25 protein-coding genes are annotated in these 25,591 nt (G+C 41.5%); 1 reads left to right on the top strand and 24 read right to left on the bottom strand.

Translation table 11 applies throughout. The features are described from left to right. Nucleotides 1-39 precede the first annotated feature (39 nt). From B5D26_RS01465 to pseB, 20 genes are all read right to left on the bottom strand, one after another. Nucleotides 40-1,314 (bottom strand): flagellar hook-length control protein FliK, encoded by a 1,275-nt coding sequence (locus B5D26_RS01465; RefSeq protein WP_078743923.1) that lies wholly within the window; start codon nucleotides 1,312-1,314, stop codon nucleotides 40-42. A 54-nt stretch (nucleotides 1,315-1,368) separates the two neighbouring features. Continuing rightward, nucleotides 1,369-1,824, bottom strand: coding sequence for a flagellar export protein FliJ (gene fliJ, locus B5D26_RS01460; RefSeq protein ID WP_078743922.1), 456 nt, complete (start codon nucleotides 1,822-1,824; stop codon nucleotides 1,369-1,371). 10 nt (nucleotides 1,825-1,834) lie between these two features. Further along, entirely contained in the window at nucleotides 1,835-3,172 is a 1,338-nt protein-coding gene (gene fliI, locus B5D26_RS01455; RefSeq protein ID WP_078743921.1) for a flagellar protein export ATPase FliI, read from the bottom strand. Continuing rightward, nucleotides 3,169-4,047, bottom strand: coding sequence for a flagellar assembly protein FliH (locus B5D26_RS01450; RefSeq protein WP_078743920.1), 879 nt, complete (start codon nucleotides 4,045-4,047; stop codon nucleotides 3,169-3,171). The genes fliI and B5D26_RS01450 overlap by 4 nt, the downstream gene beginning before the upstream one ends. Before the next feature lie 15 nt (nucleotides 4,048-4,062). After that, nucleotides 4,063-5,070 carry a flagellar motor switch protein FliG gene (gene fliG, locus B5D26_RS01445; protein ID WP_078743919.1) on the bottom strand — a complete coding sequence of 336 codons (1,008 nt, stop codon included), beginning with the start codon at nucleotides 5,068-5,070 and terminating at the stop codon, nucleotides 4,063-4,065. After that, nucleotides 5,063-6,790: a flagellar basal-body MS-ring/collar protein FliF gene (gene fliF, locus B5D26_RS01440; protein WP_078743918.1), complete on the bottom strand. Its 1,728-nt coding sequence runs from the start codon at nucleotides 6,788-6,790 to the stop codon at nucleotides 5,063-5,065. The genes fliG and fliF overlap by 8 nt, the downstream gene beginning before the upstream one ends. Nucleotides 6,791-6,835: 45 nt before the next feature. Further along, nucleotides 6,836-7,192, bottom strand: coding sequence for a flagellar hook-basal body complex protein FliE (gene fliE, locus B5D26_RS01435; protein WP_078743917.1), 357 nt, complete (start codon nucleotides 7,190-7,192; stop codon nucleotides 6,836-6,838). Nucleotides 7,193-7,268: 76 nt separating this feature from the next. Next, a complete protein-coding gene (locus tag B5D26_RS01430; protein WP_078743916.1) occupies nucleotides 7,269-8,708 on the bottom strand; it encodes a sigma-54-dependent transcriptional regulator in 1,440 nt (479 codons plus the stop codon). A 12-nt stretch (nucleotides 8,709-8,720) separates the two neighbouring features. Then, nucleotides 8,721-9,857, bottom strand: a complete 1,137-nt coding sequence (locus tag B5D26_RS01425) for a sensor histidine kinase (protein ID WP_078743915.1) — start codon at nucleotides 9,855-9,857, stop codon at nucleotides 8,721-8,723. 6 nt (nucleotides 9,858-9,863) lie between these two features. Further along, nucleotides 9,864-10,196 (bottom strand): hypothetical protein, encoded by a 333-nt coding sequence (locus B5D26_RS01420; protein ID WP_078743914.1) that lies wholly within the window; start codon nucleotides 10,194-10,196, stop codon nucleotides 9,864-9,866. A 28-nt stretch (nucleotides 10,197-10,224) separates the two neighbouring features. Next, nucleotides 10,225-10,971: a HisA/HisF-related TIM barrel protein gene (locus B5D26_RS01415; protein ID WP_078743913.1), complete on the bottom strand. Its 747-nt coding sequence runs from the start codon at nucleotides 10,969-10,971 to the stop codon at nucleotides 10,225-10,227. Further along, complete coding sequence (gene hisH, locus B5D26_RS01410; protein WP_078743912.1) at nucleotides 10,965-11,585, bottom strand: imidazole glycerol phosphate synthase subunit HisH; 621 nt, start codon at nucleotides 11,583-11,585, stop codon at nucleotides 10,965-10,967. Before hisH ends, B5D26_RS01415 begins: the two co-directional genes overlap by 7 nt. Nucleotides 11,586-11,590: 5 nt before the next feature. Continuing rightward, the gene (locus tag B5D26_RS01405) at nucleotides 11,591-12,730 is read right to left on the bottom strand and encodes an N-acetyl sugar amidotransferase (protein ID WP_078743911.1); all 1,140 of its coding nucleotides are present in this window, start codon (nucleotides 12,728-12,730) and stop codon (nucleotides 11,591-11,593) included. Between the two features lie 15 nt (nucleotides 12,731-12,745). Next, nucleotides 12,746-14,890 carry a motility associated factor glycosyltransferase family protein gene (locus B5D26_RS01400; protein WP_078743910.1) on the bottom strand — a complete coding sequence of 715 codons (2,145 nt, stop codon included), beginning with the start codon at nucleotides 14,888-14,890 and terminating at the stop codon, nucleotides 12,746-12,748. 49 nt (nucleotides 14,891-14,939) lie between these two features. Continuing rightward, nucleotides 14,940-15,311: a flagellar export chaperone FliS gene (gene fliS / locus B5D26_RS01395; RefSeq protein WP_078743909.1), complete on the bottom strand. Its 372-nt coding sequence runs from the start codon at nucleotides 15,309-15,311 to the stop codon at nucleotides 14,940-14,942. A 15-nt stretch (nucleotides 15,312-15,326) separates the two neighbouring features. Beyond that, entirely contained in the window at nucleotides 15,327-16,724 is a 1,398-nt protein-coding gene (gene fliD / locus B5D26_RS01390; RefSeq protein ID WP_078743908.1) for a flagellar filament capping protein FliD, read from the bottom strand. A gap of 44 nt (nucleotides 16,725-16,768) precedes the next feature. Then, the gene (locus B5D26_RS01385; protein ID WP_078743907.1) at nucleotides 16,769-17,221 is read right to left on the bottom strand and encodes a flagellar protein FlaG; all 453 of its coding nucleotides are present in this window, start codon (nucleotides 17,219-17,221) and stop codon (nucleotides 16,769-16,771) included. A gap of 120 nt (nucleotides 17,222-17,341) precedes the next feature. After that, nucleotides 17,342-18,019 (bottom strand): pseudaminic acid cytidylyltransferase, encoded by a 678-nt coding sequence (pseF, locus tag B5D26_RS01380; RefSeq protein WP_078743906.1) that lies wholly within the window; start codon nucleotides 18,017-18,019, stop codon nucleotides 17,342-17,344. 7 nt (nucleotides 18,020-18,026) lie between these two features. Next, nucleotides 18,027-19,178, bottom strand: a complete 1,152-nt coding sequence (gene pseC / locus B5D26_RS01375) for a UDP-4-amino-4,6-dideoxy-N-acetyl-beta-L-altrosamine transaminase (RefSeq protein ID WP_078743905.1) — start codon at nucleotides 19,176-19,178, stop codon at nucleotides 18,027-18,029. After that, on the bottom strand, nucleotides 19,178-20,179 hold the full coding sequence (gene pseB / locus B5D26_RS01370; protein ID WP_078743904.1) for a UDP-N-acetylglucosamine 4,6-dehydratase (inverting): 1,002 nt from the start codon (nucleotides 20,177-20,179) through the stop codon (nucleotides 19,178-19,180). Before pseB ends, pseC begins: the two co-directional genes overlap by 1 nt. 39 nt (nucleotides 20,180-20,218) lie before the next feature. On the opposite strand from pseB, the gene B5D26_RS01365 reads away from it, so the two are divergent. After that, a complete protein-coding gene (locus B5D26_RS01365; RefSeq protein ID WP_078743903.1) occupies nucleotides 20,219-20,995 on the top strand; it encodes a hypothetical protein in 777 nt (258 codons plus the stop codon). A 44-nt stretch (nucleotides 20,996-21,039) separates the two neighbouring features. Here the strand turns inward: B5D26_RS01365 and B5D26_RS01360 are convergent, their stop codons facing one another. The 4 genes from B5D26_RS01360 to B5D26_RS16515 all read right to left on the bottom strand — a co-directional run. Next, nucleotides 21,040-22,227 (bottom strand): flagellin N-terminal helical domain-containing protein, encoded by a 1,188-nt coding sequence (locus tag B5D26_RS01360; protein WP_078743902.1) that lies wholly within the window; start codon nucleotides 22,225-22,227, stop codon nucleotides 21,040-21,042. A gap of 148 nt (nucleotides 22,228-22,375) precedes the next feature. Further along, nucleotides 22,376-23,563 (bottom strand): flagellin N-terminal helical domain-containing protein, encoded by a 1,188-nt coding sequence (locus B5D26_RS16595; protein WP_078743901.1) that lies wholly within the window; start codon nucleotides 23,561-23,563, stop codon nucleotides 22,376-22,378. Nucleotides 23,564-23,962: 399 nt separating this feature from the next. Next, complete coding sequence (locus B5D26_RS16590; RefSeq protein ID WP_078743900.1) at nucleotides 23,963-25,150, bottom strand: flagellin N-terminal helical domain-containing protein; 1,188 nt, start codon at nucleotides 25,148-25,150, stop codon at nucleotides 23,963-23,965. Nucleotides 25,151-25,495: 345 nt separating this feature from the next. After that, nucleotides 25,496-25,591 (bottom strand): flagellin (locus tag B5D26_RS16515; protein ID WP_268808384.1); only part of this gene is annotated, 96 nt, incomplete at its 5' end.

The following is a 25,591-nucleotide window of genomic DNA, read 5'->3' as shown; positions in this document are numbered from 1 at the left end:
AAAATTCAGGCAAATTGACGACTTGGCATAATGCAAGCCCTAAGCAAAGTAGTCAACCAATCCTAACGATTGCTTGACAATAACTGGCTCCATTTGACTATCTTCCTCAGACTCATTATGCCCAAAAGATCCGCCAGCATTGTGACTTGCATACCCATCTTCTGAGCGCTCTGATAATGATTGATCAGATACACCAACATCTCCTAATGTAATACCTGCGCTGTCCATCATCTCTCTTAAACGCTGCACTTGTGATTCCAACGCTTCTCGCACTTCAAGATGAGGGCTATGGAACTGAATACTGGTATTACCCTCAGTCACCTTAACTTTGACTGTGAGAGCACCTAGTTCTGGAGGGTCTAGTCTAATTTCCGCCATTTGCAAGCCTTTAGCTCGCATCATCATAATGCGCTCATTCAACGCTTCTGTTGCACCCGGCTGACCTGGCAACCCTTTCAAAATGGGCAGCTGAGGCAGGGCTCTAGACTCCCCTCCTAGGCTTTGAGCAAACTTTAGACCATGGGAGGATAAAGCGTCTGGAGAATGCCCCGCAGCTAATAAAGTCTTTTCCGTTGAGCCTGATAAGGTTGCAGCTAAGTCAAATGCAAAACCTGAAGGCTTTGCTGAAGAATCAGTAGCTTTCTGCATCAGAAGCTGGCTAAAGAAGCGCTCTCTATTCAAACTATCGTCTGATGATTGCTGCCGCCCCTTTTCATCCAGCAACTTGCCAACTAATTTTGCAGCGCTCTCAGACTCTTCTACCAACATATCATCATAGCTTATAGCTTCTTGCCTCATCGACTGCTGTATCATTTCCTTTTTTACAACCTCAGCCAACTGTGGAAACTGAGCCATCAAAGACCGTGCAAACAAGGGTTCCTCTTCTAACCACTGATTCAGCTGTGCAAAAAAGTCATCTGGCGACTCCAGCAACTCATTAAATTCATCAGAGGTCATTAGGCCTGAACCAACAACTTGCTGCTCCAAAGTATCAATATCTATACCTGCCTCAGCCAATCTATCCTTAACCGACTGCTCGGTAACCTCTTCTCTCTCTTTTGTCTTTTCTGTGGACGCATCCGAAATAGACTTTGATACCCTCGGCATGTGATTGCCGCCTAACGGAGCCTCATTGCCTTGCGCAACATTTTTTGACTGAGACAGGCTCCAGCCATCAGATGAGTTTGATGCGCTTTGCAAAGCAATATTAAAAGCCTCTGTGCCAAATTTTGCAGCATTTTGCTTATTACTTAACATCCCTTTTAGAGAAGTGGATAGTACATCCTGTACTGTTTGAGACTGACTAATACTCATACCATAACCCCAAAAACTAGAATAGTTTAGGGTTGAAGCAAAAATTAAGCCAAACTAGAAATTATCAGACTGTAAACGGCGCGCATAAGCCTGTGAAGATAGCTCATCCATGACCTTTTGATCCTGCTTATCTTGAATAACCTGCTCTTCTTTCTGAGCTTTTTCCACCAGCTTTTCAAAAGCTTTTAGTTTACCTTGAGTGCCCAACCAATATTGCTGCACCTGTGAAACCTGCTCTTGGAGCTCTTCAATATGCCCATTCTGCTGATGAGAGGCATCATTCAGTTTTGTCATAAACTCGTAGTGACGCCGCAAAGTTGCCCCTGATACACCTTGCTTACCACTCTCAATAATTTGTTGGTGATACTCTAAGCCGTACTCTTTCAGCTGTATTTTCTTTTGCTCTTCAGCATCTATTTTGTTTTTCAAAAAACCTAATGCGGAAGCAGCGTCACGCTCTTTTTGCTCTGCTAGCGCCATAATAGGCTTGAGTCGTTCGGAACGCTTCATACACTATTACCTACCCTTTTGGAGTATTCAAGGTCATATGCATCTGCTGAAAGCTGGTCACCACATTAAAACTTTCTTTTAAATCTTGCTGCAAAAACCGCTTCATATTCGGCATCAATGCTATAGCAGCATCAATTTCAGCATCGGCGCCCTTGTTGTAAGCCCCAACGCTAATTAAGTCTTTACTCTGCTGATAACGCGCATAAAGCTGCTTAAACTGGTATGCCATCTTAAGGTGCTCAGGCGTAACCACATGGGGCATAACACGACTAATAGAGGCTTCTGGATCAATAGCAGGGTAGTGGCCCTCTTCTGCAAGACGGCGAGACAACACAATATGCCCGTCCAAAATGGCGCGCGTCGCATCAGCAATCGGATCTTGCTGATCATCACCCTCAGTTAAAACTGTATAGAATGCGGTAATCGACCCACCTGTTCCCTCTTTGCCATTACCCGCTCGCTCAACAAGCTGAGGAATCTTGGCAAATACTGAAGGCGGATAACCTTTAGTTGCTGGCGGCTCACCAACAGCCAAAGCAATTTCACGCTGAGCCTGAGCAAAACGCGTTAAAGAGTCCATTAACATTAATACTTTCTTGCCTTGATCACGAAAGTATTCCGCAATACTGGTTGTTAACATGGCGGCACGTAAGCGCATCAAAGGTGAGTCATCTGCAGGGGAGGCAACCACCACTGAACGAGCAAGACCTTCATGACCAAGAATTTGATCAATAAATTCTTTAACTTCTCGTCCCCGCTCTCCAACTAAACCTACGATGATGATATCTGCCTCAGTAAACCGAGTCATCATACCTAACAGCATACTTTTACCGACACCACTACCCGCAAATAGACCAATACGCTGGCCTTGACCCACGGTAAAGAGTGCATTAATCGCTTTAATACCCACATCTAAGGTTGCATCAATGGGTTTGCGATCTAACGGGTTGATAACCTTACCCTGTAAACTAATTGTTTCCTTGGAGTTGATTGGTCCTTTACCATCCAGAGGCTCACCAATTCCATTCAAGACACGACCAAGCAGTTCTGGACCAACAGGTATATTAACTGCCTTATCATTCGGAATGACCCTTCCGCTAGGCTTTAATCCTTCAGCAATACCTACAGGCATTAGAAATAGGCGCTCGCCAGAAAAGCCGACCACCTCGGCCTCTACAAAACTACCTGATGCCGTTTCTACCGAGCAATAACTCCCAACTGGCATATCACAACCAACGGCCTCAAGCGTAAGCCCAACCATACGCACAAGCCGTCCCTCTGATTTAACCCTTGGTCTTAACTTAGCATCTGGTAGGTATTGTGCTAATCGGTTCGCCAATACGCTCACGAAAGCTCCTTTGAAGCGTCATCTGCAAAGTCTTCACCCTGTTTAGACAACAACTCTACAGGCAAGGCTGAGGCAATAGCTTCTGATGGTCGATTATATCTATGTTGAACCACTTGCACTAAAAGGTCATCAAGTTGCGCCTCAACACTTGCATCAATAAGGCTATGTAGTGTTTCTACTCTACAACCGCCTGGTGTTAACGACTCATCAGCATAAACATGCCACTGATCAATACTCTGTGCACTTTGTTTTTGTGCCAGTTCAAGATCATTAGGATGAACAAAAACTCGAATTCTTTCACTATTGCGAGGTAATAAATCCAACGCATCTCGAATCGTTTCTAAAACAACTGCAGAGTCTAAACTTAATTCTTTATGTGTAACCAAGCGCACAAGCTTTGAGAGCAGATCATAAAGTACCGTTTCTAGCTCAACATGCTGTTGCTCTATAGGCTCATGCAATAATGCCAATATGCTATTGAGCTGTGCTAAGCTTGTATTGATCTCACGCTCACCCTGCTGTAATCCATCTTGATAGCCTTGCTCACGCCCTTCGTCAAAACCGTCAGCCTTTCCCTTTAAGAAACCCTCTTCACGGCCTTGGGCAAAACCCTCTTGCTCCCCTTTAGCAAAGCCTTCTGCATAAGCCTCATCAAATGCAGCCTTGCGAATTGCTTCAATTTCTTCGGCAGTAGGTAGCTCAGGCACATCCTCCGGGATCTCGTCTTCAACTTCATCCTGAGGTGGCATAAAACTATCAGAGATTTTCTCTCGACCTAAACTACGAAGGGAGATACCAGTTAAATCTGGCATCTCCCATCGTTCAAAAGCTTCGATCTCTTCACCAGACCATAAATGGCGCTTATCCAGAGACATAAAATCCACTCACATTTAAACCATTTGGTCAGCACCACCACCCAATGTAATCTCACCATCTTCAGCAAGACGTCGGGCAATAGCCAGAATTTCTTTCTGTGCTTGCTCCACTTCACTCACACGCACAGGGCCTTTAGCCTCTAAGTCATCACGTAGCAACTCACTAGCACGCTTAGACATATTCTTAAATATTTTCTCCTGCACCCTTGTATCTGCACCTTTAAGCGCTAACACCAAGCTATCAGGGTTCACTTCACGCATCAGAATCTGAATATCACGATCATCGACATCAACCAAGTTATCAAAGACGAACATCAAGTCTTCAATTTCCTCACCTAGCTGTTCATCAACCTCTTTAATCGCCTCCATCAGCTCGCCTTCTAAGGCACTTTCAAGGTTGTTCATGATATTGGCAGCGACTTTAACACCACCCATACTCGTCGTTTGAGTACCAGAACTGCCTGAGAACTGTTTCTCTAAAATATCATTCAACTCTTGCAAAGCTTGAGGCTGAACAGATTCTAATGACGCAACACGCAGAATGACATCCAATCTAACTTTAGAGTCAAAGAATGCCAATACTTCCGCAGACTGGTCTGAGTCTAGGTAGGACAAAACAATAGCCTGAATCTGAGGATGTTCATATCGGATAATATCCGCAATCGCCCTTGGCTCCATCCATTTTAAAGTATCAAGGCCCGTTGTATTACCGCCTAACAATATTCGGTCGATCAAACCATTAGCTTTATCTTCGCCCAAAGCCTCAGTTAACATGCGGCGAATATAACTATCGGCGCCAATACCTAATCCTGTCACATCTCCAGCAACTTCTAAGAAATCGCCCAGAACTTCTTCAACTTGGGTTTTAGAAACATGTTGAAGCTGAGACATCGCCATACCAACACGCTGAACCTCTTTAGGTCCCATATGACGTAGAATTTGCGCAGCATCTGACTCACCAAGCGTCATTAACAAAATAGCAGCTCGGTGCAGTGAACTTAAACCTTGATAATCATCACTCATCTGAAACTACCCACTGCCTTACCACCTGAGCTACACGACCTGGATCTTCTGCAATCATTGCACGAATAGCATTTAACTGACGCTCATACGCTTCATTAGGCCCTGCCAATAAAGGATCATCAGATGCTGACAGCGTAACATGATCCTCTCCAAGATCATCAAGAGGTGTTAGCATTTCATCAGAAGCATCAGCACCATCATTTGCATCTTTCGCTGTCGCAAGACTACGCAGCACTGGCCGCAAGACACCGAAAATCAAAATTAAGACAAATAGACCCGCAAGTACCTGTTTGGCAATTTCCCAGAACCACGGTTCTTGATAAAACGGTAACTTCTCAATTGCTCCCTCACCTCCATCCGCAAATGGAGAGTTGACAACATTGACGCTATCACCTCTTAGCGCGCTGAAACCAACCGCATCACGCACTAGAATCTCTACACGTCGCAACTCATTCTCATCCCATGCTCGACGAACAACATCACCAGTATTAGGATCACGAATGATAATATCATCAACGACTACAGCCACCGTCAATCGGTCTACTCGACCAAGTTGGTTTTTTGAGTAGCTTACAGTGCGATCTAACTCGAAGTTACGTGTAGCTTGCTTACGAGAGTTAAGCTGCTGCTGTATAGGGTTACCGTCTTTATCAAGTGCTTGCTCTGGAGACGAAACTTTTGTTGGAGGTTGGTTAGATAGAGCACCAGGTATACCTGCCTGATTCATATCCCCAACACGCTGTTCATTTAAAACCTGCTCACTTCTTAATGCAGGTAAGTCTGGATTATATAATTCTTCCGTTTGCTCTGTTTCAGTGAAATCAACTTCAGCAGAAACTGCTGCTTGGTAACGACCAGGGCCTAACACAGGCTCTAAAATACTACGTACACGTTCCGTTAAAACACGCTCAAGCTTGCGACTATACTCAAACTGACGTTGAATTTGTTTGTCAGACTCCTTTGCTTCCATCTGTGAAAGCAATCGACCACGTTGATCAACAATTGTAACGTTCTTTGGATCTAACTCAGGAATACTGGTAGCAACAAGATTAACAATTGCATTAGCTTGACTGGAATCTAAACTAGCACCACTTTGTAGATGCAAAAAAACAGATGCGGAGGGTTTTCGATAATCACGAACAAAGACAGATTGTTTTGGAATAGCTAGGTGCACGCGAGCACCCTTGACAGACTGAAGACTTGAAATCGTCCGAGCCAACTCGCCTTCAACACTACGGCGATATCTTGCTGACTCCATAAACTGGCTAGTACCAAGACCTTGCTCTTGATCTAATAGCTCGTAACCAACTGTATTAGTACGTGCAACATCAGAGGCAGCAATCTTCATTCGTGCTTGGTAAATTTGATTGGATAGAACCAGCAGCGCACCTGACTTCGGATCTACTTTATATCCAATTCCATTGCGCTCAAGAATTTCGACCACTGCAGGTGAATCATACTCACCAATGCTGCTCAGTAAGGGGCGGTAATCTTCCTCTTGAGACCATAAAACAATAGCAAAACCAATCGCAATACTGGCTGCGAAACCAGCCAAAAGCCCAAGCTGACGTGCCATATCTAGACCGTTGAAGCCCGATAAAACACCAGCAAAAGCACTTTTATTTTGATTGTCTGTGCTTTTTATATCTTTGGAAGCGTTCTGATCACTGTCAGACTGATTTACCGACTCTTGTGCCGCATCAGCTTGTGGATTTTCCATTCACCCAATTCCTAGTCTCAGGCCTTAAATATGGTGCATCACATTTTAAACTGGCATGCGCATAATTTCTTGATATGCAGAAACAAGTTTATTACGAACTTGAGTCATCGCTTCAAAAGCCACTGTTGATTTCTGAGAGGCAACCATAACTTGCACAATATCAACCTCAGGATCACCCATTTCGTAGGCTTCACGTAAAGCACTAGCGGTTTTTTGAGTTTCATTAACCTTATCTATAGCACCCTTCAGCATATCGGCAAAACTAGGAGCGTCAGATGCTTCAACCCGTGCTCCCTTGTCAACAGGGCTAACAACAGGCGTAACACGGCTTGTCTGATGCATTTCAGACTGCATTGACCTGATCTGGTTTAATACACCAGAAATATCAGCTCTATCAACCATGACACACTCCTAAATAAACGTACTTATTTGTATTCTATAACTCTTCACATAAAAAAGGCTAGCACTGAGAAGAAAATTACATCAGATCAACCACTTTCTCTACATCTATACCATGCTCTCGCATTTTTGCCAGCTTATAACGCAAGGTTCTTGGGCTAATACCAAGGCGATCAGCTGCTTTATTCTTTCGACCATGGGACTCTTTCAAGACAGCCAAGATCATTTCAAACTCTTTAATCTGCAAGTCATCGCCTAAACGACCAGACTCCGACAAGCGCACCGAGTCTGGCAGAGTCACACTACTAACAACCGAAGCCTCTACAGCTACAGGCCCCTGCAACTCTCTTTCACTTGACGAATGAGCGCTTCGATCATTCATTGATACAACTTCTATGCAAAGATCTTCCGCTTCAACGGCATTACCCATCTGCAAGACCAGAGCACGCTGAACAACGTTCTCCAACTCTCTCACATTACCAGGCCAGTGATAGCTAGATAACTCTGCTTTAGCCGACTCAGATAGAACAACATCGCCACGATTCATCTTACTAGCATGCTTTGCAAATAACATTTCAGCCAGAGGTATTATATCAGCCTTGCGCTCTCGCAACGGAGAAAGCGTAATAGGGAAAACATTAAGGCGATAAAACAAGTCCTCACGGAACCGACCTTGAGAAATGTACTCTTGCATATTGCGGTTCGTTGTAGCAATCACTCGAACATCAAGCTTAATCGTTTTACGCCCACCAACTCGTTCAACCTCTTGCTCCTGCAATACCCTGAGTAATTTAGCCTGCAATTCCAGTGCCATCTCTGATATTTCATCCAACAGCAGTGTCCCACCATTGGCTTGTTCAAACTTACCCGGCGCACTTGCATGTGCCCCAGTAAAGGCGCCTTTTTCATGCCCAAACAGAGTGGCTTCCAACATGGTTTCAGGGATAGCCGCACAGTTAATGGCAATAAAAGGCTTACTAGCGCGACTAGAATTTTGATGGATATAGTTTGCTATTACTTCTTTACCAGAACCACTTTCGCCTGCAATCAGTACAGTTGAATCTGTAACCGCAACACGCTTAGCCAAATGGAATGCCTGCCTACTTTTTTCGCTCTCCATAATTGGCTGTGTAATACCTGAAGCTTTCCCTACGCGCCCCTTTACATACTTCTCTACCAACTCAACCAAAGTTTTAGGTTCAAAGGGCTTTACCAGATAGTCCACAGCCCCTTCACGCATGGCATCGACAGCATTACCGATGCTGCCATAGGCCGTAACCAGCAACATGGGCAGGCCGCTATATCTAGAGACTACATGTCGTAACAGCTCATGACCATCAATACCAGGCATATTGACATCTGAGATAACGAGATTAAAAGTCGATTTAGATAATGCCACAATTGCAGACTCACCGGAGTCAGCATCAACACACTCATAGCCTGCTAGCTCAAGGGTATCTACCAACGCCTCCCGCAAATCAACATCATCTTCAACAACTAATATTTTCTCGTTCGACATAACAAATTAACCCTAAGAAGAAACCAGCGGTAACCTAATAATAAACTGACTACCATGTCCATCCGTTGATTCTACACTCAACACCCCTTTATGAGCATTAACAACTGACTGTACTATGGCCAAGCCTAAACCAGTACCTTGAGTTTTTGTTGTGTAAAATGGCTCCAAGACCTTAGTTCTTAGCTCCTCCGGAATACCTGGCCCGTCATCAGAAACTACCAACAATAGATCATGTAAATCCTTATCGGCAGACAGCTGGATTTCTTTTGCACCTGCTTGAATAGCATTATTGACTAAATTTACCACAGCCCCAGTCAAAGCTTCTGAATGACCGAGCAAAAGGGCATCGGTTACATTCAACTGCCAAGAACAATGCACATCAAGACCACTTAGCATAGGTTCTACAGCATTTTTCAAAACAGTATAAAAGCTTGGTAGATCAAATTTTTCAGCAACGGTACTGCCACCACGTGCAAATTGCAGCATATCGCCAATTTGCTGCTCTAAATTTCGCAAGCGCCCCTGTAATTTAGACGCAAACTTTATGCGATTAGCCTCCGATAAACTTTCACTTTCTAGATGCCCTGCATACAGCATGGCGGCAGACAGCGGAGTTCGAATTTGATGCGCAAGAGAAGCCACCATCCGCCCCATTTCTGTTAAACGCTCACTGCGACTGACCTGCTCTTGTAGGCGTCGAGTCTCTGTCATATCGGTTATCACAACCATTTGCCCTGGCTCTTGCTCTAAAGATCTTGTCGCAATGGAAACCAAACGACCATCTTTTAGAGATATCTCATAGCCATCATTTTGCTTAGGGTCGAAACAGCGCTCAATAACAGCAACCCATGCGGACCCAACCAGAGGTGCACCCAACAACATTTCAGCAGCTGGGTTGGCACTGGCTACAACACCGGCACCATCAATAACCACCACACCTGCAGGCAATAAAAAAAGCAGATGCTCTAACTTCTCCGCCACCTGTTGTTTTTGCTCAAGCTGTTCAGCGCGCTGCCGCTTCGCCTCCTCCAACTCATCAGTCAGACGGACAATTTTACTCTGCAATTCATTGTACGAAGAAGTAAGCTGCTCAGATAGCGCTGTGAACTCCTGAAACGCAAGCTGTAACTCTTGGGCTGATCCACTCATTTATGGCTAAACCTTTTTGTAGGCTTTTACACCTTTCTGCTGATCTAAAAAACCCTTAATCTCATGAGCTAACTCCTTTCTGTTTTCCAAGGCTAAAGTACTCAAAGCCTGCATAACAGACATCACTTTAATTCCTTCACTAGCAATCTTACTTGCAATATCCTCAGGTATATCTGTATATGCTTCAAAAAAAGCTTTAAATGCAAAATCCAACTGAGTTGCAATTGACTCTGCATCAGTCCATTTATCAGCTTGATCGGACTGAATACGCTCTTCTAAAATCGCCAATAGCTCTAAAACTTTCTGCCAATCCGAGAGAATTTTTTCACCCTGACTCATAGATACCCTCCATAATTTTTTACGTTAGCTACCGTACAGGTATATTAGCTGCGGCCATTGCCTTACGACAAAGATCAGGTGTTGTGTCTGTAAAGTGGAACAAACTTGATACACCTACCCCAGAAACAGAGGTACTTGCAACTGTAGCAACATCACTAGCAGAGGATATGCCTCCAGCATAAATAACAGGAATACGAACGGTGCTAGAGACAAGTTCAGCCAAATATCTATTACCGCCCTGCATACAGCCATCTCTTGTGACATTATTGATAAGAAGCTCTCCTGCACCGAGATCCTCTGATTGCTTAATCAAATCAAAAAAATTACTCTCTGTACAAACTTGACCATTAGAAAATACAGCAAAGTCACTTCCATCTTCAACAACATCAATTGAATGTACTATACACTGACTACCAAAAACCTTGGCTGCTTCATTGATAAAACTTGGGCGGCTAAGTGCCACAGAATTAATTGCAACTTTATCTGCCCCTTTTTTTAATAAGTCTTCAATATCTCCCAGAGTACTGATTCCACCACCAACTGTTAGAGGCATAAAGCACTCTCGAGCTAAGTCTTGTATTGTGAACTTATCAATTGCACGCCCCTGCTTAGAGGCATCAATGTCAAGTAAAATAAGCTCATCAACATTTCGTGTATTGTAAGTTCTAACAACAGTTACAGGGCTACCCAAATTCCGCCGTTGCTTAAACTGAATAGTCTTCAGCACAGAGAAGCCATCAAGTAGCACTATAGGAATGACTCTTTTCCTTAGCATAGCTCTACAAAGTTCCTTAAAAAGGTAAGCCCTGGCTGCTGGCTTTTTTCTGGGTGAAACTGAGCGCCATAAATGTGATTTTTTGCAACAAATGCCACCACTGGCTGCTCATAGTCAGTGTAAATTACCTCCAAATTGCTTTCCGCTTTATCGCTAATCTGCATCGCATAACTGTGTACAAAGTAAAAGCAGGCATCCTTATGGACATTTCTGAACAATGGATGGTCAATCGATGAGAGCTCATTCCATCCCATGTGAGGTATAACCAATCGACCATTGAAATCATCTATTTTGTCTACATAAGCATTAATAAAACCTAAACCTTTCGAGTCTCCTCCCTCCGTACCGAATAATGAAAGAAGCTGCATCCCTACACAAATACCTAGTATAGGTGTATTTCTCATATAAACAGATTCAAGTAATGCTGATCTAAATCCTGAGAGATCTAAACGAGTAACGGCCTCTGCAAAACTCCCAACACCAGGTAAAACTATCTTAGATGCTTTAGACAAATCATTCGGATTTACAATAATTTGGTATTTAACTTTTAAATAATCCAGTGCCTTAGCAACACTACCAATATTGCCTATACCAAGATCAACAATAGCTAACATTTCAACTAACTCGGAAAGAATTTTCGCACTAAATTACCGTGCTCATCTTTAATTAACTCACCAGTTTCGTTATCTCTTTGAAATAACATTTTATTAGTAAAGCGGTCTAAGTTACCTAAAAACTCTTCTTCTGTAATATCTAAGTAATTCATAAAGTCTGGTGCATATTTCCAAGGTATCTGACCCTCGGTTGAGTTGCGAAGCGCTTCTATAGCCTCCTCCCTTGATATTCGACCAGCTCTAATTTCAATACATAACTGATCTGTCGCTCGGCCATAACCATACTTAATAAATTTCATATAATCATGAAGCCCACCAATCCATTTGCAGTCTAGATTTTCAATATCGTTATAAGCCCCCTCAACCGGACCATCAGGATTTTTATTCCATCCTAACGAGCAACAAATATCAGTATTACGCTTGGTGTCCCACTTCTCAAAGTATCCCAAAAACAATCCCGTTACACCAACTTCCCGAATATCTTCATCACTAGGATAATGCAATGTCTTAATACTATTAAGGTCAATACCATCATGAACCACGTCAGATAAGCGATGTCCACTCATCTGAAATTGCTCTAACCAGTTACGATCCAAAAAGTTATTATCTTTATGAGCGGCAGGGCCACCATATTCAAACTGAGAATTTTCCCCCCAAATCAAAAGGGGAATTTTATAATTTACTGCTATACGCACAGGGGCTGTAAAGATGCCAATATGCTCAGGCCAGCAACAATCACCTAACTTGAAAAAACCAATACGTACCAGCTCACGATAGTTTTTCCTGTTGCCTGAAACTTGTATCAAGTCAAAACCCTGATCTCGTAAAAAATTCAGATTTTTCAGGCCGACATCTGTCAATTCACAGGGTGTGTGTGTAACACATAATGGCGTCATGCCATATTTATCTCGCATGGTTAATGCTTGATAACAACTATCTTTTCCACCACTAACAGGAATGATGCAGTCATAGTTTGAACCATCGCCACGATATCGATCCAAAATAACTCTGAAGTCACTTTCTCTTTTTGACCAGTCTATGCTTTGATGCTTATCTTCAGCCGACAGACAAGCATCGCATATGCCGTCAGTAAACACTTGCTCTGGCCGAGTGCTTGGCATAATACATAATTTACAAAACTGCATAAGCCCACCAAAAAGTTAAAAGTAATTATAGTTTTCTTCATTATCTGTTTTTAAACAGTTATGTCTAAAATCTGACTTCAAGTTATCTAAAAACAAATCAAACTCCTTCATCGCATCATTAAAACTTTCCACCTTATAAGACTCTCCTACAGGAAAGTAAAGAATACTATTTATAGCACTAATAGAATAAAGAAGAGTGCCATCAAAAATAGCATAAAGCCAATAATCATCCTTTGAAATATCAAAGTCATCACTGTGAAAATCATAGGAAATATTTTTAATTATTTTCTCTGCATCTTCTATGGTATGCGCATGAAAAATCTTAGACTTTAACCAAACAACCATTTCATCTATCTTATCAAAACAGCGATTAAGCTCAGATGAAACAGCATCAATGTCTTCAGGAATAAATGAGAAATAAGAATTTAATATCTTACTTAAAACCTGAGCATCCACCTTACCAAAATCAGAGAATATAATATCAGATGATCTTATAGGGTCAGCACCCTCAATTTTCGCGCCATCACTACAATTCAACACGCTAATACTATCTGGAAAAGTATTTTTCCAAGATATAATTATAGTTTCTAACTCATTCTTAAACATAGGCAAGTAGCCTGAAGAATAAACTTGTCCCTCACCAAAGTTTGAATCAAACTCAATTTCTCCTGCAGCTTTTGGAGTCCAAGTTTTTTTACTTTCATCATTCATTTTCTCATACAGACTTGATTTAGAGTGATGATACTCACGATCAACATACCCCATATCAACACCGAAAAAGAAAATATTTCTAAAACCAAGTAATATCGCAGATGTAAATCCTATATGTACACAACTAGGTGCAATGCGCCCAATTAGCGACACCCCCTCTGCACCAAAAATTTTGTGCATCATCAAAGAACCTGCTTCAACATCCTTCAGCATTTGACCTTTACTGTCAAACAAAGAGAACGCATCAGGATGCACTTGAGAAGCACCGATAAAAAAGACATCTTTCAGGTATATAGAAAAATCTTCACTGTCATCATAATTTGATTTTATAAAGGTTACAACATCAGCAGTTCTTTCTAACTCAACATGAATATTAGGCTTTATCTGATTTTTATATAACGTTGACAAAGCAGATCCACAGCTAACAATGATCACATCAGATGAATGATTTTTGATAAACTCTATATCAGAATCTAAAGACGGCCCATTTCCTATAACAAATACAGGCCAATCTCTCTGACCAAAATCTTTAATTTTTGAGACATCGCTTCTTAAGCAAGGAACACCATTTTTGAAATTACCAACTGTATGCGCAACGCTCAATCTAGCATCATCATAAAACCCATACCCAGAGAAGAACTTCAAATCTATTTGATTTTTTACCTTTTCAAAAATCTTATCATACCCATCTAAATAAAAGGCTGAATATATAAAAGAACCTGCAACTCTATGACGACCACCTTTATAAACTTCTATAGTTAAGTCATCTATAAGCTCATCTACATCATCAGACAAACCTATATATATAGATAAGCCTAACTTGTTCATTTTATCTAAAATATAAGCCCAATCTATCATCTGCATACTAGCGAAAAAAATATCTTTATTAGGCTCTATCAAATAAAGATTAGACACTCTATTTTCTTTATACATTTTCTCTAGGTCAAAGCCAAGCCCTGTAGAAAACCAAAATAGCCTACCAATTTTTTCGGGTAAAACACCATAAGACACATCGGAAAAAGATTGATTCGACTCATCCGACTTTGACAGATATGATATGCCATCTTCCATAGACTTACGAATAAGTGAAACCTGAACATCACCTAGACTTCTCATCAAGGATGTATGAACTGGATTTGTTTTACAAACTGCACTATCTTTAAAGACAGTAAAAAATGGCTTATGTAAAGGAGATTTCTTATACTCTTCATAATTATTAATAGTTTCAGCCACTGGGTTACTTCCATAAAGCAACCTTCCACTTTCTCGGTCTAAAACATTTATATTTCCATCAGCATCATATATTACAAAAAATCTTTTCTCCTTATAATTAGAAAACTCACTATATATATCTGGAGAATACTTCTTAAAAGCATCTAAATTATCTGACAGTCTTTTTTCTAAAAAAGCTGAAATAAGATCAGCTTGACTATACTCAATATCAGGCATAGGAACCTCAAAAAAACCCTGGTAGAACAGGGTTTATTAAAACTATGAATTAGGATATTTGATCCCATCCACTTTTTATTTTGAATATGACATCTTCGGCATTTTTAACTTTACTAGCATCCATATTCAAAGATGCATCCAACAAACACTCTAAGCAATAGTCATATAGAGACTTTAAATTATTTGCCAATTCTTCATTAGCAGAAGAATTTATAGTACCTGCGAGCGCAACTATGATTGCTTCAGATTTCGCTATATAAATCGCCTTATTCTCATAATCTTTATTAGTTATTGCCACACTCGCACGTCTTAAAAACCTCAGACATCCTTCAAATAACATTTGAGTTATTCTATGTGGAGAAGCTGAATTAATCTCAGCCTCTAAATTAAAGGTTTGATACTGCTGTAGTGCCCTTCTCATATAAACCTCAAATAATTAACCAGTATACTTTATGCCAGCCAACGCCTGAAGCTGAGGCCCTATAAAGCTCATTGTTGACTTGAGTTTAGCCATAGTTGAATCTAGGGCAGAAAATTGCATCTTCAGTGTTTTTTGATAACTCTCTATATATCTTGTATGAGCATCATATTGAGTTTCTAAATCTTTAATAATCTCATTATAGGAATCTTCTTTTCCTTTTATAATACCTGTAAAACCCAAATAACTATCCAACTGATCACTTATATTGTAAGCCAAGCCATTTGTACCGGAAAAAAGTTCATCTAAATCTGAATAGTTATTTTGCAATACATTATCTAATCGTTCAGAGTTGATGACTAATAAACCATCTGCTTCTTCATCTATATCTAAACCTACAGAATATAAAGTATTAACATTATCAGCAGCTCCAGCCACTGTTTGAGTTATCATAGACCCCAAAACAGACTCTAAATTCCTCAAAATCGGATCACCATTCAATTTTCCTGGCGTAAAATTATTATCGTCATCAAAGGATCCTTTCAACCCATTCATTCCTGAGCGAAGACTGTTATACGAGTCAACAAAAGCAGTGATTTTTGATTTAACAGAGTCAGAGTCCAACTCAACATTTACCACGGCTTTTTCACCAGGAGCCTCTTTACTCGCAATAATAGTGAGGCCTGAAATCTGCGTATCAAAGGTATTGGTGTCACTATTGACGGTAATTCCATCTATAGTTATTTCTGCCTGTCTAGCACCCTGAATAGAGGTACCCTGAATAGCTACGCCTGACGCGTCAAGCTCCAAGTTAAAACGAGCATCAGTTGCTGCTTCAACCTTAAGCTGCTTATCAGCCCCACTACCCGTAATAGAAGAGCTGTATACTAGTTGTCCATCAACAACATTTGCAGTTACGCCAAAGTTATCATCTGCATTATTAATAGCATCACGGATACCATTCAAACTCATTCCTGGGGTTATATTAACCGCAAAGTTTGGCTTAGAGCCGTCAGGTATACTAAATGTTAAAGTATCTGTTAAGGCTAAGTCTGCTGTATGATCTGTATTGATCTGTGACGTGTACCCCTTTATACCTTTAGCTAGAGCCTCAACTGTAACGTCATAACTACCTGTTACGGAGGAAGTATCAGCAGTGACAGATACAACATCGCCACTTGAAGGCTGCGTAATATTCGTCGTTCTCTGATTGTAACTAGTAGAATCTTTTAGTGCATCAGACGCATCTTGAAACTTTGACAAAAGACTGCTCAGGCTGCCTAGCCCAGAAATAGAGTCTCTAGTTTCAACCTCTTTTGCACCTAACTGCTTGATTTTGGGTTCGCTGGCAACCTGTACTAATTGTGTCAGCATGCTTGAAAGGTCTAACCCTGAGCCAATACCTAAAAAATTCATGTTATCCTCCAGCGAAATATTTAAGCAAATAGAAAAATTTAAAATCAAGCCCTATCATCAAAAAGGTTAATAGCTTGATCTGCTTTCCCTATAAAAAATTCTTGCATTACTTCATCAATTCTTTTTGCCAATGCAATAGCCTGCTCTGATGGGATTTGCCTAATCATCTCATCGGTATCTTTGTCCACAACACGTATAACAACTCGGTTAAGTTCTTTGTCAACACTTAACCTTAAATTAACCTGTTGAATCTCAGCATATTTATTGATTTTCTCTAACGCCATATCAACTTCGCCTAAAGCATAGACATCACTTTCCTTGGCATTTTTGAGTTGCTGAACAGCATTTGTTCGGACATTATCTAACTGAGTACTTGTTTCCAATTGCACAACTTCCTTATCCACACGCGGAGGCGGTGTTGACTCAACATCTCCACTCTGCGTTAATGATTTATAAGTATTCGCAAATAAATTCTGGGCTTCAGACTCAATTTTCATAATTACACCTACCGCAAATGGTTAGCCATTCAATCAGCACCTAAATATAGGTATCGGCTAAGCATCCTGTTTCTTTAATGTCTCCGCCTAATACTCTCATACAGCATGATCGATTGAGAGTCATAGCTGATACAATCTCTCTGCTTGCCTCCAGTCCTCTTCAGTATCAATATCTTGTGCTAGATACCTAGGAATCACAACAGGCGCAGAATATTGAGAAAAAATAGGTCTTCTCTCCATCCAAGCCTCACCAAGCCCCCAGTACAACTGCCCTGCATCGTGCCAAGCCTCTTTCAGATCTTGGGAGCGCGTGTCTCTGTATTCAGGATATAGCATTTCAATATTGCCATTTTCATCCAAAGTAATGGCTCTTTGCACAGGGTAATCATAGCTCACTACTGTAAATGCATAACTTTTTTTCTGGCTAATCATGGACACATATGACTGCTGGATCAGCTCTGGAGTTATAAATGGTGCTGTAGCATATATACAGCAAGCAGCCTCTACATCAAAACCGTTTATAAAGAGCCACTCAACAGCGTGTCGAACAACTTCTGTAGAAGCCGTATAATCATCAGACAAATCAACTGGACGCACAAAAGGCGTTTCTGCACCATAATCTCTCGCTATTTGTGCAATCTCACTATCGTCTGTAGAAACGATCACCCTGTCAAAGCAACCACTTGAGATAGCCGCTTTTATGGACCATGCAATCATTGGCTGTCCAAAGAAAGGCTTAATATTCTTACGTGGTATACGCTTGCTTCCACCTCTAGCAGGGATAATTGCAAATTTCATACCTATATCACCTTAAAGCATCAACTAAAGCAGAAACAACCTGACTCTGTTCAGACCGCTGCAATCCTGTATAGATTGGTAGGCTTATCGCTTCTCTATAATAGCTCTCAGCTTCCTCACAGTACCCCCTTGTAAAACCCATAGCCTGATAAAAAGGCTGCATATACACTGGGATATAGTGCAAATTAACGCCAATCCCCTTTGCTCTCAGCTCAGAAAAGAGCACTTGGTGGGAGACATCAGTTGACTTCAAACGAATAATATACAGGTGCAAACCAGAATATGTATCAGGATGCTGCCAAGGCAGCGCCAACGGGAGCTCTGCGAGTTCTTTATCATATATTGCGGCAATTTCATGCCGCTTAGAAACAAAGCTATCTAAACGTGAAAGCTGACTTAAGCCTAGTGCAGCCTGCAAATCCGTCATACGGTAGTTATAACCAAGTTCGAGCTGCTGATAATACCACTCCCCATCCGGCTCTTTGGTCATTAAACTTGGATCTCGGGTTACTCCATGGCTCCGCAAGCATTTCATTTTATCTGCAAGAAACTCATTATTGGTTAAAGCAGCACCACCCTCTCCTGTTGTAATAATCTTTACAGGGTGAAAACTAAAAATAGTAATATCGCTATACTGTCCACCACCTATAGGTAAACCTTTATAACGCCCACCTATAGCGTGAGAAGCATCTTCTATAATCTTAAACCCATACTGCTTAGACAACGCTGATATTTTGACCATCTCACAAGATTGTCCGCTAAGGTGTACTGCGATCACAACTTTTGGCAATACGCCTAGCTTTTCAGCCTTGACTAGCTTTTCTTCTAGCGCTCCCGCACTCATATTGTAGGTTTTAGAATCAATATCTACAAAATCAACTGATGCTCCGCAATATAGAGCACAATTAGCAGAAGCTACAAATGTAATAGGTGTGGTCCAAACAACATCACCTTTGCCAACACCTAAGGCCAAGCAAGCTAAGTGTAAAGCAGAGGTGGCGCTATTAACGGCAACTGCATATCTTGCACTGCAATAGCTGGCTAACGCCGCCTCAAACTCGGGCACTTTGGGCCCCTGTGTCAAGAATTCTGACTGTAATACCTCGATAACTGAGTTGATATCAGCTTGAGAGATATCTTGCCTACCATATGGAATCATTACATTACTTCCGAATCTACAGCCATTTTTAAGAACTCATCTTGAGACAGCCACTCCATATTATTACCTGAGTGGTACTCGTAACCAGGCATGACAGGTACTCCTGTTTCACCCAGTGCATTTATTGTAAAGTCAGATGTGAAAGAAAATTGAATTGTAGGGCAAATCACGTAATGATCGCTGAACTCTAAAGTTAAGTGGCTATCATCTGCAGGACACATAATCTCATGCAGCTTTTCGCCTGGACGAATCCCAATGATTTTCTGTCCTAAAGCTGGAGCTAAAGCAGTGGCTAAATCGGTCATTTTCATAGAAGGAATCTTCGGCACAAAAATTTCCCCGCCCTGCATACGCTCAAAGTTTTTTAGGACGAATTCCACACCTTGGCGTAATGTAATCATAAATCTTGTCATATCGGGGTGCGTAATGGGTAATTCGGATGCACCATCAGAGATTAGGCGCTTAAAAAATGGAACTACAGAACCACGGGAACCAACCACATTACCGTAGCGCACTACTGCAAAGCGTGTACGGCGCCCGCCAACCATATTATTACCTGCCACAAATAATTTGTCTGATGCCAGCTTCGTTGCACCATACAAATTGATTGGATTTGCGGCCTTATCTGTTGACAGCGCAATAACCTTGTCGACTTTATGCGCAATAGCGGCTTTAATAACATTTTCTGCACCATAGATATTAGTCTTGATACACTCCATGGGATTATATTCAGCTGCTGGCACCTGCTTCATCGCAGCAGCATGTATCACATAATCCACACCATCCATAGCCTCCATCAAACGCTGCTGATCACGCACATCACCAATAAAATAACGCATACAGTCAGCATTATACACTTGCTGCATTTCAAACTGCTTAAGTTCATCTCGAGAAAAAATAATAATCTTTCTTGGTTTAAATTTCTCCAGCAAAATTTTAGAGTACATTTTCCCAAAGGAACCCGTACCACCAGTAATCAAAATTACTTTATTATTAAACATCATAAACCTCTACACTAACGAATCTGAAAGACTAAAAAAATGCACAACTCTGATATTCTGAACTCAATAATGAACGGAGCTTCCATCTCTGGGATAATGACTCCAGACCCATCACTGCCAAGCAACCAACCCGCTCACGATGAGACTTATAAGCTACCATTTATTTATATCGAAAAAGACAATTTTTTTGCGCAAACCTACAATATGCACAGACCCATCCGCAATGGGAAAGCATACTCTAGCTTCCAATCATTTTCATACTCTCACGGCTATAATGATGCAATGGTAATTTGCATACCAGATAAAAACCAAACCTTACTGGCATCAATGAGAGGAAGGTACAGCAAATTCCAGTGGATCGTTAGGCATGACTATGAAGTCGTCTGGCAAGATTCTGAGCAAGACAATATGACAGCTCTTCGAGAAGCCATACTCAACGGAAGAGATTTAAAAATCATGATTAGCGAGGATGCAAATACGTGGTGTGTTTTACCTGTTGACCTTGCCAATATAGAACAAGATCAGAACCAATTCGTGATTCGTAGCGAAACTGGATTTCCAAGCTCGCTTTTACTTAATACGGGGAAATTAAAAGAAACGCTAAAGCAAGCTCAAGCGACTCGTATTACAGAAGATACCATCATCGGCACAAACTACCCTGCAGCACCGACTTATTACTGCTGCTACTCTGATGGCAGTTATTACCACTACTTTGATGAAATTAGACCAATTAGAAGAAAATATAAGCAACTTAAAATTTTTGCACGTAAACATTCTGAAAGTACAAAAACATTTTTAATCGATAAAATAGTTTAAAAAAAACCCAAGCATCAGCTTGGGTTTTTTATTAAAGCTAACGACTAGCGTAAAAGCGATAGTGCTGCTTGTGGAAGCTGATTTGCCTGAGACAAAATCGTAGTCGCTGCCTGCTGAATAATCTGGTTACGAGTCAACTCTGCAGTCTCTGTTGCAAAATCTGTATCAGTGATACGTGCACGAGAGTCAGATACATTCACAATTGACGCTGCATTCGAGCGAATAGTTGATGACAAGCCATTCTGCTCAGCACCCAACTTAGCACGTTGCTTATCAACTTGTGTCACCAGACCTGTCATTGCATCCAGCAAAGTGTCTGTAGCAAAAGCATGAATCTCATTAATCTGCGCGTCTGTGAAACCGGCACTGGTTACACTGCTGATATTCATACCCATAGAGCCTAGTAAGTCACTACCAACCACAGAGGCTAACGTGAAGTTTCCTGAACCAGAAACAGTTTGAGTTAATATTTTTGTCAACTCATCTACGTTAATCGTAATAGATTCAACATCAGTCAAAGTACTTAATGTACCTTCACGAGCCGACCCTAGAACCATGTCAATCGCAGAGGTTAAATCAGATGTACCCGTCATCGCAGCGTAAGCCTGAATCATCTTACCTAAATCGCCCGCAGCTGATAGCGAACCACTTAAAGTTGATAGTGCTTGTCCTGTAGAAACAGTACCTGCAGCAACACCAGCCTCTACACCTTTAGCAAAAAGAGCGGTTAACTTAGCATTACCCGTTGTTACCGTATCTTGCTGTCCAGACATTGCACCAGACTGAATTTGAAAGCCCGCTTTAGAAGAATCATTATTTAACAGCTTGATAGAGCCATAAGCGGTACGATCTGCGATATCATTATTAACATTCAGAAGCTTTTTAAACTCTTCACCCAACGCTGCACGATCATCAGCTGCTAGCGTACGGTTACCACCTTGTACAGCCAACTGACGCATACGCTGAATATTGGTCGTAATTTCACCAAGCGCACCCTCAGCGATTTGAGCAATTGAAATACCGTCGTTAGCATTACGATTGGCTTGATTTAAACCTGTGATTTGAGATGTCAAGCGATCCGCGATTTGTAAGCCCGCAGAATCATCACGCGCACTATTAATACGACTACCTGAAGACAGCTTCTCGAAAGAACTGTTCATGCGATCAGTTACGTTTTGCAGGTTGCGCTGACCATTTAAACCAGAAACGTTAGTATTTACAAACATAGCCATGATAATTACCTCGATGGTGTTAAATCGTTACTTTGCAGGCTTCTTTTGACCTACACAAGCCTTGTAATACTAATATCGTCCTGGATGTTAAAAACTTTAAATAAAAAAAGCCGGAATTTCCGACTTTTTTTGGAAGTAGCTAAAAAACTTAACCCAAAAGGGACAAAGCCGCTTGAGGCAGTTGATTAGCTTGCGACAGAATACTAGTCGCAGCCTGTTGAATAATCTGGTTTCGCGTCAACTCTGCAGTCTCAGCGGCAAAGTCTGTATCAGTAATACGTGCGCGCGAGTCTGACACATTCACTACAGCTGTTGTATTTGAGCGAATAGTTGATGACAAGCCATTCTGCTCAGCACCCAACTTAGCGCGTTGCTTATCAACCTGGGTCACCAAACCTGTCATTGCATCCAGCAAAGTGTCTGTAGCAAAGGCATGAATCTCATTAATCTGTGCGTCTGTAAAACCGGCACTGGTTACACTGCTGATATTCATACCCATAGAGCCTAGTAAGTCACTACCAACTACAGAGGCTAACGTGAAGTTTCCTGAACCAGAAACAGTTTGAGTTAATATTTTTGTCAACTCATCTACATTAATCGTAATAGACTCAACATTAGTCAAAGTACTTAATGTACCCTCACGAGCCGATCCTAGAACCATGTCAATCGCAGAGGCTAAATCAGATGTACCCGTCATCGCAGCGTAAGCCTGAATCATCTTACCTAAATCGCCCGCAGCTGATAGCGAACCACTTAAAGTTGATAGTGTTTGCCCTGTAGAAACAGTACCCGCAGCAACACCAGCCTCTACACCTTTAGCAAATAGAGCGGTTAGCTTAGCATTACCCGTTGTTACAACATCTTGCTCGCCTGATTGAGCGCCCGATTGAATTTGAAAACCTGCTTTAGGTGAGTCTTCATTTAAAATCTTTATCGTTCCAAAAGCGGTACGATCTGCAATGTCGTTATTGACATTCATGAGTTTAGTAAACTCTTCACCCAATGCTGCGCGATCGTCAGCTGAAAGGGTTCTATTACCACCTTGCACTGCGAGCTGACGCATACGCTGAAGGTTATTAGTCACTTCACTCAGTGCACCCTCTGCAATTTGCGCAATTGATATACCATCATTGGCATTACGCGTACCTTGCTGCAAGCCTATAATTTGAGTGGTTAATCGGTCTGCAATTTGCAAGCCTGCCGCATCATCTTTAGAGCTATTGATACGACTACCAGAAGACAACTTCTCAAATGAGCTATTCATCCGATCGGTCACATTTTGAAGATTACGCTGACCGTTTAGTGCTGATACGTTGGTATTTACAAATAAAGCCATGACTTAATTCCTTCTTATCCAAACCACCATAACTGAGCGGTTTTGCATATTAAATTCAAACATAGTTAAAAACTGGAAGCTGGCATCTGCATCCTTTGCTTGCCTATCTTCATGTGTTAAGCAGACCTGCCACTGCGCTTCCAGCTATCAACCCGTCCGGATCTGCTCTTAAAACTATAGAAGCATTTATCATGCCAATTATAAATAATGTTATTTTTCAACTAGTTAGATAGATTAACGTCGAATATAAACGTCATTCAGCTTGAAAAACTGATATAGGCAATCAACAACGGCAATAAATTTCCTATAGAGCATCCACTCAAAAGCGGCAATTTATTGACACCATAACGAGAAAACCCAGCCTTAGCTGGGTTTCAAAAACAAAAACCACACCAGTAACTATCCCAAAAGTGATAGAGCCGCTTGCGGTAATTGATTCGCCTGCGCCAAAATAGAGGTCGAGGCTTGCTGGATGATTTGATTACGGGTGAGTTCCGCAGTTTCCATCGCAAAATCTGTATCGGTTATACGTGAACGTGAATCAGATACATTCACCACTGCCACTGTATTGGAGCGAATAGTAGACGATAAGCCATTTTGCTCCGCACCTAACTTAGCACGTTGTTTGTCAACCTGAGTAACCAAGCTTGTCATAGCGTCTAGCAATGTATCAGTAGCAAAAGCATGGATTTCATTGAGCTGTGCATCTGTGAAACCAGTACTAGTCACACTGCTAATATTCATCCCCATAGAACCTAGTAAGTCACTACCAACCACAGAAGCCAATGTAAAATTACCTGAGCCAGAAACATTCTGAGTTAGCACCTTGGTTAGTTCATCAACATTAATTGTGATGGAGGTTGCAGTGGTAAGCGTACTTAAAGTTCCTGTACGATCAGATCCCAACATAAGATCAATTGCTGACGTTAAATCAGAAGTACCTGTCACAGCAGCATAAGCTTGGATGATTTTACCCAAATCACCAGCAGCTGACAGCGAGCCACTTAAAGTTGATAATGCTTGCCCTGTAGAAACAGTACCAGCAGCAACGCCATCCTCAACACCTTTGGCAAATAGAGCGGCTAACTTAGCATTACCTGTTGTAACTGTATCTTGCTCACCTGACTGAGCGCCAGACTGAATCTGAAAACCTGCTGTTGGCGAATCTTCATTCAAAATCTTACGTGTACCAAACGCTGTACGATCAGCAATATCGTTATTCACATTCAATAATTTAGTGAATTCTTGCCCAAGTGCATCACGATCATCATTGGACAATGTTCGATTACCACCCTGCACCACCAACTGACGCATACGCTGCAAGTTGTTAGTCACTTCACCTAAAGCACCTTCTGCAATCTGGGCTATCGAAATACCATCATTGGCATTACGTGTACCTTGTTGCAAGCCAATAATTTGTGTGGTGAGTCGATCTGCAATCTGCAAACCTGCTGCGTCATCCTTGGCGCTGTTAATACGGCTACCAGAAGATAACTTTTCGAATGAGCTATTCATACGATTTGTCACATCGGATAAGTTTCTTTGTCCGTTCAACGCCGATACATTAGTATTTACAAATAATGCCATGATGCTATTCCTTCTATGTCAACCGCTTCGCTACCGAATCTCATGATGGCAAAGCTGTTTGCAGTGTTTTCACTTTCAGCGGGCAAACGCTTTAGTTCACACCTGCTGTATTGTTTCTTTACCATAAGCAAAGCAATACTCATGCCAACAAAAAATATCCTATAAAATCAAATAACTGGCGTAATAAAAGCATAAGCAGAGCCAATACTCTGATCACAAAAACTTTATCCACAGGCAAGTAAACAACTCTTTCCGGCAAAAACTTGCCCACAAAAGCAAAGCGCGTAAAAAAACCCAGCCTTGGCTGGGTTTGAAACAACTCTAATGTTTGTGTATTGGCAACAATCAGTTACCCAGTAAAGACAGCGCTGCCTGTGGCAACTGATTCGCCTGCGACAAGATAGAGGTCGAGGCTTGCTGGATAATCTGATTGCGGGTTAA

Origin of the sequence: Oceanospirillum multiglobuliferum (assembly GCF_900167095.1) — a bacterium.
Classification (GTDB): Bacteria; Pseudomonadota; Gammaproteobacteria; order Pseudomonadales; family Halomonadaceae; genus Oceanospirillum; species Oceanospirillum multiglobuliferum.
This window is presented reverse-complemented; position numbering and strand designations above follow the sequence as displayed.